The sequence below is a fragment of the Psychrobacter sp. NPDC064578 genome, from assembly GCF_044901245.1.
In the GTDB taxonomy this organism is placed as follows: domain Bacteria; phylum Pseudomonadota; class Gammaproteobacteria; order Pseudomonadales; family Moraxellaceae; genus Psychrobacter; species Psychrobacter cibarius_C.
The window spans coordinates 16791-31306 of record NZ_JBJDPI010000010.1; the positions used below are offsets into that span (position 1 = coordinate 16791).

The following is a 14516-nucleotide window of genomic DNA, read 5'->3' on the forward strand; positions in this document are numbered from 1 at the left end:
TAGTGAGTCACAATATTATGCTATTTAAATATCTAGGTTAGAGACTGTTAACGCATTCTCTTCGATAAAGATACGACGCGGTTCAACATGATCACCCATCAAGCAGGTAAACATATGATCCGCCGCAATCGCGTCTTCAATCGTCACACGTAACATACGACGGTTTTCAGGATCCATCGTGGTATCCCAGAGCTGATCTGCGTTCATTTCACCCAGCCCTTTATAGCGCTGAATTGCTAGACCACGACGCGCATCAAGCATCATCTGCTGCCAGAGGTAATCAAAGTCGCGTACAGGGATATCTTTGGTCGTACCAGTCGTTGCTTCACGGCGGATAAAGGCATCTTCTGCAAGCAAGGTATTCCATTCAGCAGACAAACGCAGCAACTTGCTGTACTCGCCGGAATTGATAAAGCTAGCATCTAGCAGATAATGATGAGCTAACTGGTGCACATACACCGTAATACGCGGTAGCCACTGTGCTTTTGCTACTGGAGCTTCAGCGTCAACATTTTCCGCGCCTTCAACTTCAATGACAGGCTTCATACCCAATAAATCAGCAGCAGCAGCATCCATATTTTTAGGCTGCGGCGCATGGATATTGACCAGTTCAATCTCCGGACTCAAGTCACTACCGAAGTGCTCAAGCTGAGCTTGCATCGCCTCTTGCCAAGCTTGCATCGCAGGCAAATCATAAGTCATATCAGTGCTAAGCTTCGGCGTATGCGTCAGCGCATCCAATAACACCGCTGGGAAACGAATCTGCAAACGGGCTTTGATAAGCTGCGTTTGGTTATAATCATTTAGTAGCGTTTCTAGCGCTTGACCAGTAATAGCAGGAGCATCCGCACTGATATGCAGCTTAGTATTATCAATCGTTGAAGACAATAAGTACGCTTTGAGTGCTTCGTCGTCTTTTAGGTACAGCTCTTGACGACCTTTTTTCACTTTATAAAGCGGTGGTTGGGCGATATAAATATAACCACGTTCGATCAACTCAGGCGTTTGACGGAAGAAGAAAGTCAGCAACAGGGTACGAATATGTGATCCATCAACGTCCGCATCGGTCATGATGATGATTTTATGATAACGTACTTTATCTGGATTATATTCGTCTGGACCAATGCCGCAACCAAGCGCAGTAATCAAGTTACCAACCTCAGCAGAAGACAGCATTTTGTCAAAGCGTGCGCGCTCTACATTTAGGATTTTACCTTTCAATGGCAAAATCGCTTGGGTTTTGCGGCTACGACCTTGTTTTGCTGAACCACCTGCAGAGTCACCCTCCACAATGTAAAGTTCTGACAATGCCGGATCTTTTTCTTGGCAATCTGCCAACTTACCAGGCAGACCAGCGATATCTAACGTGGTTTTACGACGCGTCATCTCACGGGCTTTACGAGCGGCATCACGAGCACGAGCGGCATCAATTATTTTGCCAGCAATAGCCTTACCAGCGCTTGGATTCTCTTGCAGATAATCATTAAACTTATCATGCATTGCTGATTCGACAGCAGATTTCACTTCACTTGATACCAGTTTATCTTTGGTTTGACTCGAAAACTTAGGATCTGGAACTTTAACGGATACGATAGCGGTTAGACCTTCACGCGCATCATCACCAGTAGCAACGACCTTCTCTTTTTTAAAGAGATTCTCGCGATCCATATAGGTATTCAAACAACGCGTCAACGCTGAACGAAAGCCAGATAGATGCGTACCACCATCCCTTTGGGGAATATTGTTGGTGAAACAAAACACTTTTTCGTTATAAGTATCTGTCCACTGTAACGCCACTTCGACACTGATACCATCATCTTGCTCACTCACAAAATGAAAGACTTCATTGATGCCATCTTTACCAGCATTGATATAGCTGACAAATTCTGACAAGCCGCCTTTGTGTTCAAACTCATGACGCTTATCAATACGCTCATCCGTTAAAACAATGCGTACGCCCGAGTTCAAAAATGATAGCTCACGCAAACGCTTCGCTAAAATATCGTACTCAAAGATGGTGCCAGTAAACACATCGCTACTTGGATAAAAGCGAATTTGCGTACCAGTTTTGTCGGTTGGTTCCATCTGCTGAATGTCTGCATCAGGCACCCCATCGGTATAGGTTTGATGGTAGTGATAACCTTCACGCCAGATGTTCATTTCAAGCTTTTTCGATAGGGCGTTAACGACCGAGACACCAACACCATGTAAGCCGCCTGATACTTTATAGCTGTTATCATCGAACTTACCGCCTGCATGCAAGACAGTCATAATGACCTGCGCCGCAGATACACCTTCTTCTGGATGGATATCGACAGGCACGCCGCGACCATTATCCATAACGCTCACAGATTCGTCTTCGTGGATAATGATATCGATTTGATCACAATGACCCGCCAGAGCCTCATCGATAGAGTTATCCACCACCTCAAAGACCATATGATGTAAGCCTGTACCATCATCCGTATCACCGATGTACATACCAGGGCGTACGCGTACCGCTTCTAACCCGCGCAATACACGAATATCTTTGGAGCTATAATCAGAAGGTAAACTTTCAGGAACCACCGCTGGTGCCGTAGTTTCAGCAATGCTGTCTGACGTCAGTTGCTCGTGGTCGTTAGGTAATGAATCACTCATGTGCATTCCTTAATCTAGCCATAATCAGCCGTTTGTTATTAGCGCACCACTACGATGACGCCTCATAACGTTATTTTAGACTTAATTTTTATAGTCAAAACCTTTGATAAGCATTACCAGCTAATACACGATTAGCTAAAAATTCTTGAGTGTTGATAGCGACTTAAAAAGAGTTTCAAGTCCGCGCTTTTTTTTCTAACATCGGCTTCTTTTTTTAAACATTATAAAAACCAAGAGAGCAAACAAAACATCTATTTATCAAATACTTAGAAATTTACAGGCATTGGAAAACACCTATATAACACCATCAAAAAACTTGCTGAGAACAGGACAAAAATAAAGCCCTATTTTAGCATTTTTTTGCCTCTAAGTCACTGTTTACTGAGCGTTTTATGCCTATAAAACCAGCTCGCAAAGATAGCCTATATCACTGCGAAATGACAGGTAGATAAGTATCGATACGAAAGGCCGTGGAGAAAGGAAATAATATAAAGGAGATAATATAAAGGAGATAATTAAGGACTAAAAATTTGACCTTGTTTCACATGAAACATATTAGGTTCTGACCAATATTCATGCACTAACGGCAAAATATCATCGGTTAAGCTGGTCATAAATACCTGACATGGCAGCTGCGCTAACGTCGACAATAGAATATCTATCGCCCTATCATCAAGCTCTGCAGTAATATCATCTAGCAATACCACTGGTGTCACCTGAGCATGAGCACTATCATTTGATACATCATTAGTCTTTTGAGTATTTAGCAGTAATGGCAGTTGCGATAAACGCAGTGCTGTAATTAATAGCTTTTTTTCACCACGCGACAACACATTGGCTGCCTGCTCTTTTATAACAGGTACTTTGAGGTTAGTGTCCGCTTCATGCATTGTATCTGAGAAATTGTTATTCGACGCTGCCGAGTCATTAGAGCGCCAATGCACATGAATATCAGCACGGTGATTACCGATACGAGTATATCCCAGTTGCAAATCCTGTTCTAAGCGCTCGTTAAGCTGTATATCTAGCGCAACATTCGTATCATAACCAGCATTATAGCTAAGGCTCAATTGCTCCGCATAAGCAGGCAATAACTGCGCGATACTTTCAGCAAAATAAGGCTGCCATTCTGCGAATATCCGTTCACGATAATGATGAATCAGTGCCGCATGATTACTAAGTCCTTTGTCCCACGATTTTAGTTCAGCGAGCTGCACTTGGGTCAAATGACGTGTCTTTTTTAGTAAACTATTGCGCTGTTTTAATAGACGCTGATAGGCGAGCCATTGCGGATGAAACCCTTGTTTCATGTGAAACACTAGCCAATCTAACAGCTGGCGACGACTAGCACTGCCCTGCTCTAACATATCCATCGTCGATGGATCTATCAGTAGCGTTGGTAGCTGCTCAGTTAAGATGCTTTGGTTATAGACAGTGGTTTGATTGAGCCGTAGCACCGTGGTCGCGTCAGCTTGTTTTTGGATAGCTAAGGTACTACTATCATCAAGCCTAGCGTATACAGTCGTGCTGTCTTTGTGATGCTGAATATAGCGCTTGGGCTGATGATGGCGAAAGCTCTTGCCTCTGGATAGCAAAAATATGGCTTCGAGAAGCGAAGTCTTTCCACTACCGTTCGCACCGATAATGACGTTGCAAGCAGCAGGCTCTAAGCTAACTTGAGTGAGATTTCTCAGATGTGATATTTGTAGACGTTCAATCATAATATCGATAGCCGCCCATTAACGTCTGCTATATTAGCAGGCAAAAGTTCAATAAAAACCAATTTTTGATGTTGAAAATAAAGCGTTCTGAAATGTGTTATTGAGGGTCAATGCTGTGTCTTTTTAAAGGAAAACACACTATATACGCATTGGCATAATGACATACTGATGGAACTCATCATTCAGCTGATTGACTAGCACCGACGCGTTTGATTGACTCATGTGCATTTGCAAATCACCTTGAATCACACCAAGCACATCTTGTAAATAAGCCGCATTAAAAGACAGCTCCATCGGCTCACCTTGATACTTCGCCTGTATCATCTCCACCGCTTCATCTTGCTCTGCATTATTAGCACGAACTTCTACCATGCCATCGCTGGCAAAATTAAACACCACACCGCGAGATTTTTCATTACTTAAAATTGCGACACGGCGCAGTACGTCCGTCATTTTTTCTTGATTGAATAAAGCCAATTTATCCGTATTACTTGGCATCACTCGGCGATAATCAGGAAATTTTCCATCAATCAGACGCGCAGTGAAAGTAACCATCAGGTTTTGATTGACCTGCCCCGCACTATCAATGTCACCAAAGGGTAAGCTCACTTGCAAAAACTCACGACCGAAGCTCAAGGTGACCTGATTGTCTTGCTCACCAAGCATTTTTCCTAGCTCAGAGGCCAAGCGCTCAAGCTCAATGACAGCTTTACGGGGCAAAATAGCCTGCATATTTAAATCAGCACTGACATCGATAACGCTGCGCGCCAAAGCCAATCGATGCCCATCGGTTGCAACCGTCGTCAGCTGCTGTTGCGACACATCAAACAACATGCCAGTCAAATAATAGCGTACATCTTGAATCGCCATTGCAAACTGCGTTTTATGAATCAAATCGATAAGACGATTGCGACTGATGGTCAATGGCGTGATATTTTCGGGATTACCTAAACTCGGATAATCTTCGCTAGGTAATGTGCCTAAGGTAAAGCGACTCTTGCCACTGGTTAATAAGCAGCGTTCATTTTCTTGAGTGGCCAAATTAATTTGAGCTTGTGCAGGCAATGATTTACAGATGTCTTTTAACTTTGTTGCAGGTAAAGTCGTGGTACCAGCTTCAACACAAGCACCAGCAGGCAGTTTCAAAGTCGATGTCAGCTCTACTTCTAAATCAGAAGCCGTCAAAATAAGCGTTGATTCGGATAGCTGTAGCTTGATATTGCCTAAAATAACCATATTGTGCCGTTTATCAGCAGCCTTGGCGATCAAATTAATGGCTTTTAGTAACGACTCTCGATTAATCGATAATTGCATGCTTGGTTACTCTTATTTAAATGATTTTTATTATAAAACTTAACAATAATGGCTTAATCATACCCTGTCTATTGACTATAATCCATTCGCTGTCTGTCTACTCGTATTTTTAATATTATAAACCATATCAATCCACTAAAACATAGTGATACCGCGACCTACTAACCCGCTTGCAGCATCAATGCCAGTGTTTTGTAATCCTTATCAAACGCAGGATCCGCTGCTCGTAGCTCATTAACTTTATCGCAAGCATGCATCACCGTTGTATGATCGCGCCCACCGAATGACTGACCAATTTCAGGAAAGCTATCACCGGTCAATTCACGTGATAGTGCCATCGCAATTTGGCGAGGTCTAGCAATACTGCGTGTACGCTTACGACCCATCATTTCTTTGATGGTCACGTCATAGTACTCAGCAACCACTTTGCGAATATTATCCATATTCACAGCTTGCACACGCATCGCGACGATGTCTTTTAGCGCATATTGCACCATTTCAAGAGTAATCTGTGCACCCGTCAAATTAGCATTAGCAAAAACTTGATTTAGAGCACCTTCTAAACGCCTAACATTTGAAACCACGTTTTGAGCGATGAATAATGCGCATTCTTTAGGCAGTGTCATACCATATGAAGCTGCTTTTTTCTGCAAAATTTGCACACGAGTATCAATCTCAGGCGGATCAACTGCTACAGTGAGCCCCCAAGAAAATCGCGATCTAAAACGTTCATCAAATTCGGTCATTTGCGAAGGATGACGATCTGAAGCCAAAATCAGTTGTTTATCACCACTGGTAAAATCTGCAAATAATGTCAAAAACTCATTACTACTTTTGGTTTTTCCTGCCAATACATGAATATCATCTACAATCAATAAATCAACTTTTTTAATTTTCTTTTTAAAATCTTCTATTTTATTATTTCTTAATGAATAAACCAATTGATTAATAAATTTTTCAGAAGTGAAATAATAAAAACTTTGATTATTTTTTAAATAGCGATGTGCTACAGAATGCATTAAATGTGTTTTTCCCAAACCAGAAGGTCCGTATATAAATAAAGGATTGTGTCGATTTTTTGACTGGCGCTTACCAAGCTCATAACAGGCTTTATAAGCCAGATTGTTAGATTTGCCAGTGACAAAAGTTTCAAAAGTAAAGTCAGGGTTTAGATAACTTAACGACTTGGCATCAGCTGAATCAACCAATTCTGCGTGACGCATATTGGCATCAATATCTGCTTTTGCATTGTTATGATGAATGGTTTCAAACTTATGGTCTGCAGGGGTAGGGGAGGGTTTATCTTCATCAAACAAAGACCCTGATTGCAATTGACGATTGTCTTCGTTATCGCGGCCAGCGTTATCAACACGCACAACTACCTCTTCGATACTTCCCTGACTGTGCTTAGCAACCAGCTGCTGTATCTCTTGCAAGTGATTTTTTTTGATGTAAGTCACAAAATAATCATTAGGAGCAAGTATAGTCAGCGTTTGCGCCTCTTGATGAGCTGACAATGGTCTCAACCACATAGTAAATACGTTGTCTTTGACGTTATATCGTAGGTCATTTAGACATTTATCCCAAATATTTGCTGTGTCTATCATGAAAAATACTAACCCTATAATTTGAAATAATATTTGTATTTTAGCAGTGTGATCTGTTGCGTAGCCCTTCATATTTTCCGCAATTATTTCCGTTGGAAACCATATTGGAAGTTACGTTGATAAACTATACGAAGCCACATATTAAGTAGAGGCTAATCTAACACAAATACCCTGTGGATAAAACCTTGTTTTTTGGGGATAAGGCTGTGGATACTTTTGTGCATAACTTTGAAAGGTAAGTTATCCATATTTAGCCCACAGGTTATCCACAGGTTTACCCATAGTACAATACATTGATAATAAAAAGGAAAACTTACTTAGCCACAGATAATCGAGCTCCCAATAACAACAATACTTATATATATTAATAGTTAATTATTATAGATTTCGACACAAACTGTGGATAACTTTTAGGAATCCATCACTGAATTAATTAACTGAGTCGTTATTTTTTAGTTATGAATATGAACTTTACACACGATGAATCATTTAAAATGATATTTCCTCTGTCAAAATATCTGTCTGCATTGACATAGATTAAATTAGTTCATTGACCAAGATTCTATGCGGTGGTATAATCCTCCGTTATTACGAATTTAGTCCATTATTTTGATAGGTGAGTTATGAAACGTACATTCCAACCAAGCGTGATCAAGCGTAAACGTACTCACGGTTTCCGTGCTCGTATGGCAACTAAAAAAGGCCGTCAGGTCTTAGCTCGTCGCCGCGCTAAAGGACGTCATCGTCTTACTGTATAATCAGTAGATTGCGATAAGCATGGCTTATAGTGCTTGTTGTGTTTCTATTATTTATAGATTGCGATAGTCAATCACCACAACTGACACTTAGCCATATATTAAAAGCGCCCACATCGGCGCTTTTTTTGTCTCTGTACTTTGTTGTTATTTCTGCGCTATTATTTCCGCTACCGTTATTCGCTCTTATACTAGGTTGTGCTATGTCCAATACTGTTTCAGCGGCAGCTAATGCCCGCTTCACCAAAGAGCAGCGTTTGCTCACGCCTGCAGCCTTCCGTGAGGTTTTTGATGCACCTGAGCGTAAGCTTCATCAGAGCCATCTAATGGCATTTGTGCGTACCAATGATCATGATAAGCCACGAGTCGGCATGGCTATCACCAAGCGTAAAGTTCCTACGGCTGTCGCGCGAAATTTAATCAAGCGTCAAATACGTGAGCATTTTCGTGTAAAGGCTCATTCTTTAGAAAACAAAGATATTGTTTTTATTGTTAAAAAATCTATAAAAGATATAGATAATAAAGAATTAAAAAATCAAATAATTAATATTATTAAAAAAATAGAAAAAAAATAAAATGAATTTTTTATTTATTAATTTAAATAATATTCTTTATAGAATTATTTATTATTTTATTATTTTTTATCAAAAGTTAATAAGTCCACTATTACCTGCTCGTTGCCGCTATTACCCTACGTGCTCGAATTACGGTAAACAAGCTTTGGCATGGCATGGAGTCCGAGCAGGCAGTTGGTTATTATTAAAACGTATCAGCAGTTGTCATCCTTTGGGTGGACACGGCATTGATTTTGTGCCGCTACCGTTATCTTCTTATCATTATCAATATGTACCTTTTAACGCACTAGCTACTAGTATCAAAGTTCAAGGTTTATATGTTTTTAGAGATAATAAAGGCTATGTGTCTCGCTTAAACCATATGATGAAACTAACATAGCGTTCGTCATCGACTGCGAAGTTGTGGATATCTATTTAGTTACCCACAAGTTATCCACACTCTTGGTATCATTTAAGGCAGATTTTTAGTAAAATGATGCACATTTTATGTAAATGACTGGCAATACTGTTGTCACATATGATGATAATTGTACGGTCATGACACATGCCCTAATTTTTCATTCCCTAATTTTTTAATCTAGGAAAGGTTTATGCAAAAGATATTTCGGGTGATGATCATCATTGCGATGTTAATCACCGCTTATCTGCTGATTTTGGCATGGCGAGATGATTATGCCGATGCGCCAGCTGTAGATGCGGTGTCAGAAACCACTACTTCAGTAGGTGCTGACATCCCTTCGACAACTGGTGCCGCAGGTGATATTCCGGTACAGACGTTGCCTGTTGATAACAATACAGTCGCTAATGATGCTGTGACGGCAACGCCTGCTAAAGACACGGGATTAATCACGGTCACTACCGATCGCTATGATATAAAGATCAACCCAGAAGGCGGCGATATTGTTTATGCTGCTCTTAAGCAGTATGACGCAACACTCGATAGCGATAAGCCTTTCGTATTGCTAGAGAATAATAGTAATCGCGTGTATGTGGCTCAGTCTGGTCTTATTGGTCCTAACGGTATTGATACTGCAGAAGGTCGTGCCAAATACAGCCACACTGCTAATAATTACGTCATGGAAGCAGGGCAACAGACGCTGTCAGTACCGCTTACTTATAAAAAAGATGGCGTGACCGTTACTAAGACATTTACCTTTACTGAAAATAAATATCCGATTGATATTAGCTATCAAATACAAAATGCTTCTACACAACCGTGGCAAGGTCAACTATTTGCCCAGTTGAAACGTGATGACAGTAAAGATCCAGGTATGTCTGATAAAGGTGCGCTTAGTATGGCGACTTACTTAGGCGGCGCTTGGGGTACCCCTGATGATCCATATAATAAGCTCAAATTTAAAGACTTTAATGATGGTGAGCTAGCTGTTAGTAGTGATAAAGGTTGGGTTGGTGTTGTGCAGCATTATTTTGTATCAGCATGGATACCTGAAAACTTTACCGCTACTTTCTTTAGCCGTGAAACAGGCGATGATTACTTCATCGGTTTCAACAGTCAACCCGTCAATGTCGCGCCGAATAAACAAGTGACATTAGATGCCACGTTATACGCTGGTCCTAAAGTACAATCTGAGCTAAAAGATGTGGCAGTAGGCCTTAATAAAACAGTCGATTATGGGTTGTTATGGCCAATATCGAAAATTTTATTTGCCATCTTGGACGGTATTCATAAAGTCATCGGTAACTGGGGTTGGTCAATCATTGTATTGACGATTTTAGTTAAAATTGCTCTGATGTGGTTCTCGAATAAGAGCTACTATTCGATGGCGAAGATGCGTGCGATTGCGCCAAGATTAGCCGCACTTAAAGAAGAGCATGGCGACGATCGAATGAAGATGTCGCAAGAAATGATGGCTATTTATAAAGAAGAAAAAGTCAATCCAATGGCAGGTTGTTTGCCTATTTTGATGCAAATGCCTATCTTCTTAGCGTTATATTGGGTGTTGGTTGAGAGTGTTGAGCTGCGTCATGCACCTTGGATTTTATGGATTCAGGATTTATCGGCGATGGATCCTTGGTTTATTTTACCATTGCTGATGGGTGCCTCGATGTTTGTACAGCAGCAGCTAAACCCGCAGCCAGCTGATCCGATGCAAGCGAAAGTGATGAAGTTCTTACCAATCATTTTTACTGCTTTCATGCTATTTTTCCCAGCTGGTCTCGTACTATACTGGACAGTCAACAACTTGTTCAGTATGACTCAGCAATATATTGTCAATAAAAAAGTCGAAGAAGAGCAAAAGCGTCGTACTGTTAAAGTATTGGACTAAGTAGCTCATTAATTGATAAAAGACCATCGCTACGGCGGTGGTTTTTTTATGCGTGACATTTCTATTATCGCTCACTGATTTGAAATAAAATAAGCGCAAAGCATGGCTATTTAAAGTTTGCTTTGTCAGTCTGTGTCCAGCCGTCTATAATGGAGTTTTTAGCTATTGAGAGTAATTGTGGATTCCCTAGAGATGGCGTCAAACGTACCTAAATCATCTGAACCACCAAAAGCATCTGGCTTGGCCACGATTGCTGCTATTGCCACACCGCTTGGAAGAGGTGGCGTTGGTGTTGTACGTCTGTCGGGTGCGCGTGCTTATGACATTGCCTGTACACTAACGGGTAAGTCTGCTTTTACGCCACGCATGGCCAGTTTTTGTCGTTTTTATCAGGATAATGGTACAGTCATTGATGAAGGATTAGTGCTGTACTTTAAAGGCCCGCATTCGTTCACAGGGGAAGATGTGATTGAGCTGCAAGGGCATGGCGGCATGATTCTACAAAACCAACTGTTAGCAAGGGTATTTGAGCTGGGCGCAAAACAAGCAGGTGCTGGGGAATTCTCTTATCGTGCTTTTGATAATGATAAATTGGATTTGGTACAAGCAGAGGCTATCGCTGATGCCATTGATGCGACCAGTGCTGCCGCTGCGAGTAGTGCCATTCGCTCCCTTAGTGGTGAGTTTTCAAAGAAGATTAATCAGCTATTAGAGCAGCTTATTCATCTGCGTTTGCATGTTGAAGCGGCAATTGATTTCCCTGACGAAGAAGACGTGGATTTTTTATCAGACGGCGTCATACAAAGTAAACTTGAACAAACGCAAGACAAGATACAGCAAGTATTGGCGACCGCCAAGCAAGGTCAGCTTTTACGTGATGGTATTCATGTGGTCTTAGCAGGTAGACCAAATGCAGGTAAATCAAGCTTGCTGAATCGTCTGGCAGGGCAAGAACGTGCTATCGTTACTGACATTGCAGGTACGACGCGTGATACGCTGCAAGAGACCGTCGTGCTCAATGGTTTGACGCTGCATTTGACCGATACTGCAGGTCTGCGCGACACAGAAGACACGGTAGAGCGTATTGGGATTGAACGAGCACGTACCGCCATTACGCAGGCTGATATGCTACTGATGGTCTACGATGTGACTCGTGATCTTGAAGAAGAAAGTACGCCGCTACAGCTTGCAGAACAATTATTTGGTGAATTACCAGAGGCTAAACGCTTATTGATTATTGCTAATAAGAGTGATTTGTTAAGTGACTTACTAGATGATAATAGCAGTCAAATACCCTCTGTCTCGCAAATCGCAATAAAAGAACGTGGTTATGAACAAGTTAATGTTTCATGTGAAACAGGCGCTGGTATCGATAATCTGGTCGAAGCGTTATGTGCTAAGGTCGGTTTTCATCCGCCAGAAAATAGCCTAATTGCTCGTACACGTCATATAGATGCACTTAGACGCACAGCCAACTATTTAGCAGAGGCTCATGAGCAGTTAACGGTCTTTCAAGCAGGAGAGTTAGTCGCTGAAAGCTTACGCCAAGCTCAGAACAGTTTGGGTGAGATTACGGGAGCGTTTAGTGCGGATGACTTGTTGGGCAAAATCTTTGGTAGTTTCTGTATTGGAAAATAATCAGACGATTTTTTTGAATTGCCTGATACAGCTCGTTAATTCTCAGAAATTACGGTCTTATAGTTTGGTCTTATCATTCGCTCTTATAAATAGTGACTGTGATTCTTACGCTTAATATTAAAATAAGGAAACGCTATGCATTGCCCGTATTGTAACGCGTCAGAGACTAAAGTTATTGATTCGCGTCTGGCGGCAGAAGGTGCGCAAGTCCGTCGTCGCCGCTCATGCAATAGCTGCCAAGAGCGTTTCACTACTTTTGAGATGGTAGAAGTAGTCATGCCAAGAATCATCAAGTCAAGCGGTAAAATTGAGCCTTATGATAACGAAAAACTGCGTCGTTCTATCTTATTACCTCTACAAAAGCGCCCTATCACCATTGATGAACAAGAAGCGATGATAAGCCGTATTGAGAAGCGTGTTAGACAGATGGGTGAGCGTGAAATCAGTAGTAAGGTGTTGGGTGAGATTATCATGAGTGAGCTTAAGACGTTAGATGATGTTGCTTATGTGCGCTTTGCTAGTGTTTACCGCGACTTTCAAGATATTGATGCTTTCCATCAAGAGATTGCCAATATTCGTCCAAATGATAAGTAAATTGATGAATACAATCGAATCTTACCTATTTACTTTTTAGCTCAATTTTTTTCTTAGATAGAATTTTCTGTAATCATTAATGAAGTCTACTTTTATGCCAGTCTCAAACCATACTCAGAATGCGCAAGACCGCTACTTTATGATGCTTGCGATCGAACAAGCCAAACAGGGTTTATATACCACCAGACCTAATCCAGCGGTAGGCTGTGTTATCGTGCAAGCAGAAGCGATCGTCGGTCAAGGGTTTCATCCGAAAGCTGGTCAGCCTCATGCAGAAGTATTTGCGCTAAAAGAAGCGGGTGCGAGGGCTTTAGGTGCAACCGCCTATGTGACTTTAGAGCCTTGTAGTCATACGGGGCGTACGCCACCTTGTGCTTTGGGCCTTATTGATGCCAGTGTGAAACGTGTCGTAATCGCAGGGCTTGATCCCAATCCACAAGTGGCAGGACGTGGTGTAAAACTGTTAGAACAGGCTGGGATTCAAGTGACAGTCGGTATATTAACCGAGCAAGCAGAAGCTTTAAATCGTGGATTTTTAAAGGCAATGCGCACCCAGATGCCTTATGTACGGCTGAAAATTGCCACCAGCCTTGACGGTCGTACCGCAATGGCATCTGGGGAGTCGAAATGGATTACCTCAGCGGCTGCCCGCGAAGATGTGCAGAAGCTACGTGCTCAAAGTGGCGCGATTATTACTGGTAGTGAGACGGTTATCGCGGATAATCCACAGCTTAATGTACGTTCTAACCAATTAGCTGTGCCACCTGAACAAGTTCCTGCTCCTAAGGTTGTCGTACTCGATAGGCGTCAGCGCTTAGAACACAGCTTACAGTCTGACTATCAGTTATGCCGTCGACCGGATACGATTTATTGGCGCGAAGATAATTTGACTGAATTACTAAAAAAATTAGTCAGTGATCATCAATGTTATGACGTGTTGGTAGAGGCCGGTGCTAGTGTTGCTGGTAGTTTCTTAAGCCAACAATTGGTAGATGAGTTGATTGTCTATCAGGCGCCTTGTTTGTTAGGCGCGCAAGCAAGACCGATGGTCGATTTTAACCCATTGTCTCTAGCTCAGCAGTTGCGTTTTAATATTTATAGCCATGAAACATTAAGTCCTGACCTTAAATTGACTTTATTACCGCTATAACTGGTTATTCATAAACAGCTTATCCACAGTTTGTGCTAAATACTTGCTAAGTGTGGATAAGCAGCCAGTGTCGTACAAGGTTCCACATGAAACTGTGCATAACTTTGTTTCACATGAAACAGAAAACTAGGTTTTTTATAAAAAATTGATATTAATCATTTGTAATCAGTAACTTAGGTTTTATTTCTAATCTTTATTGATATTAGCCAACATCTTGTTTTCTGTGGATAACTT

At 41.5% G+C, this 14516-nt stretch carries 11 protein-coding genes; 7 read left to right on the forward strand and 4 right to left on the reverse strand.

What is annotated here, in order from left to right; genetic code table 11:
- Window positions 1–24: 24 nt before the first annotated feature.
- The 4 genes from gyrB to dnaA form a co-directional block, all read right to left on the reverse strand.
- Window positions 25–2640, reverse strand: coding sequence for a DNA topoisomerase (ATP-hydrolyzing) subunit B (gene gyrB / locus ACI2JM_RS11965; RefSeq protein WP_404644437.1), 2616 nt, complete (start codon window positions 2638–2640; stop codon window positions 25–27).
- A 515-nt stretch (window positions 2641–3155) separates the two neighbouring features.
- Entirely contained in the window at window positions 3156–4361 is a 1206-nt protein-coding gene (gene recF / locus ACI2JM_RS11970) for a DNA replication/repair protein RecF (RefSeq protein ID WP_404644439.1), read from the reverse strand.
- Between the two features lie 138 nt (window positions 4362–4499).
- The gene (gene dnaN, locus ACI2JM_RS11975) at window positions 4500–5675 is read right to left on the reverse strand and encodes a DNA polymerase III subunit beta (RefSeq protein WP_404644441.1); all 1176 of its coding nucleotides are present in this window, start codon (window positions 5673–5675) and stop codon (window positions 4500–4502) included.
- A 161-nt stretch (window positions 5676–5836) separates the two neighbouring features.
- On the reverse strand, window positions 5837–7282 hold the full coding sequence (gene dnaA, locus ACI2JM_RS11980) for a chromosomal replication initiator protein DnaA (RefSeq protein WP_109592278.1): 1446 nt from the start codon (window positions 7280–7282) through the stop codon (window positions 5837–5839).
- A gap of 623 nt (window positions 7283–7905) precedes the next feature.
- Here dnaA and rpmH point away from each other — a divergent pair.
- The 7 genes from rpmH (at window position 7906) to ribD (ending at window position 14282) form a co-directional block, all read left to right on the forward strand.
- Window positions 7906–8040 carry a 50S ribosomal protein L34 gene (rpmH, locus tag ACI2JM_RS11985; protein WP_007394757.1) on the forward strand — a complete coding sequence of 45 codons (135 nt, stop codon included), beginning with the start codon at window positions 7906–7908 and terminating at the stop codon, window positions 8038–8040.
- Window positions 8041–8240: 200 nt separating this feature from the next.
- Entirely contained in the window at window positions 8241–8612 is a 372-nt protein-coding gene (gene rnpA, locus ACI2JM_RS11990) for a ribonuclease P protein component (protein ID WP_201602774.1), read from the forward strand.
- A gap of 1 nt (window position 8613) precedes the next feature.
- A complete protein-coding gene (gene yidD, locus ACI2JM_RS11995; protein WP_404644444.1) occupies window positions 8614–8991 on the forward strand; it encodes a membrane protein insertion efficiency factor YidD in 378 nt (125 codons plus the stop codon).
- 211 nt (window positions 8992–9202) lie between these two features.
- Window positions 9203–10900, forward strand: a complete 1698-nt coding sequence (gene yidC / locus ACI2JM_RS12000) for a membrane protein insertase YidC (RefSeq protein ID WP_055125623.1) — start codon at window positions 9203–9205, stop codon at window positions 10898–10900.
- A gap of 192 nt (window positions 10901–11092) precedes the next feature.
- Window positions 11093–12538: a tRNA uridine-5-carboxymethylaminomethyl(34) synthesis GTPase MnmE gene (mnmE, locus tag ACI2JM_RS12005; protein ID WP_404644446.1), complete on the forward strand. Its 1446-nt coding sequence runs from the start codon at window positions 11093–11095 to the stop codon at window positions 12536–12538.
- A 135-nt stretch (window positions 12539–12673) separates the two neighbouring features.
- Window positions 12674–13132, forward strand: a complete 459-nt coding sequence (nrdR, locus tag ACI2JM_RS12010; protein WP_045453932.1) for a transcriptional regulator NrdR — start codon at window positions 12674–12676, stop codon at window positions 13130–13132.
- Window positions 13133–13226: 94 nt separating this feature from the next.
- Window positions 13227–14282: a bifunctional diaminohydroxyphosphoribosylaminopyrimidine deaminase/5-amino-6-(5-phosphoribosylamino)uracil reductase RibD gene (gene ribD, locus ACI2JM_RS12015; protein ID WP_404644448.1), complete on the forward strand. Its 1056-nt coding sequence runs from the start codon at window positions 13227–13229 to the stop codon at window positions 14280–14282.
- The last annotated feature ends 234 nt before the right edge of the window (window positions 14283–14516 follow it).

Excerpts from the sequence above, each read along its gene's own strand:
- rnpA (WP_201602774.1), top strand. The coding sequence starts at position 8,241 with ATGTCCAATACTGTTTCAGCGGCAGCTAATGCCCGCTTCACCAAAGAG.
- mnmE (WP_404644446.1), top strand. The coding sequence starts at position 11,093 with ATGGCGTCAAACGTACCTAAATCATCTGAACCACCAAAAGCATCTGGC.
- nrdR (WP_045453932.1), top strand. The coding sequence starts at position 12,674 with ATGCATTGCCCGTATTGTAACGCGTCAGAGACTAAAGTTATTGATTCG.
- yidD (WP_404644444.1), top strand. The coding sequence starts at position 8,614 with ATGAATTTTTTATTTATTAATTTAAATAATATTCTTTATAGAATTATT.
- dnaN (WP_404644441.1), bottom strand. The coding sequence starts at position 5,675 with ATGCAATTATCGATTAATCGAGAGTCGTTACTAAAAGCCATTAATTTG.
- rpmH (WP_007394757.1), top strand. The coding sequence starts at position 7,906 with ATGAAACGTACATTCCAACCAAGCGTGATCAAGCGTAAACGTACTCAC.
- dnaA (WP_109592278.1), bottom strand. The coding sequence starts at position 7,282 with ATGATAGACACAGCAAATATTTGGGATAAATGTCTAAATGACCTACGA.
- ribD (WP_404644448.1), top strand. The coding sequence starts at position 13,227 with ATGCCAGTCTCAAACCATACTCAGAATGCGCAAGACCGCTACTTTATG.
- gyrB (WP_404644437.1), bottom strand. The coding sequence starts at position 2,640 with ATGAGTGATTCATTACCTAACGACCACGAGCAACTGACGTCAGACAGC.
- yidC (WP_055125623.1), top strand. The coding sequence starts at position 9,203 with ATGCAAAAGATATTTCGGGTGATGATCATCATTGCGATGTTAATCACC.
- recF (WP_404644439.1), bottom strand. The coding sequence starts at position 4,361 with ATGATTGAACGTCTACAAATATCACATCTGAGAAATCTCACTCAAGTT.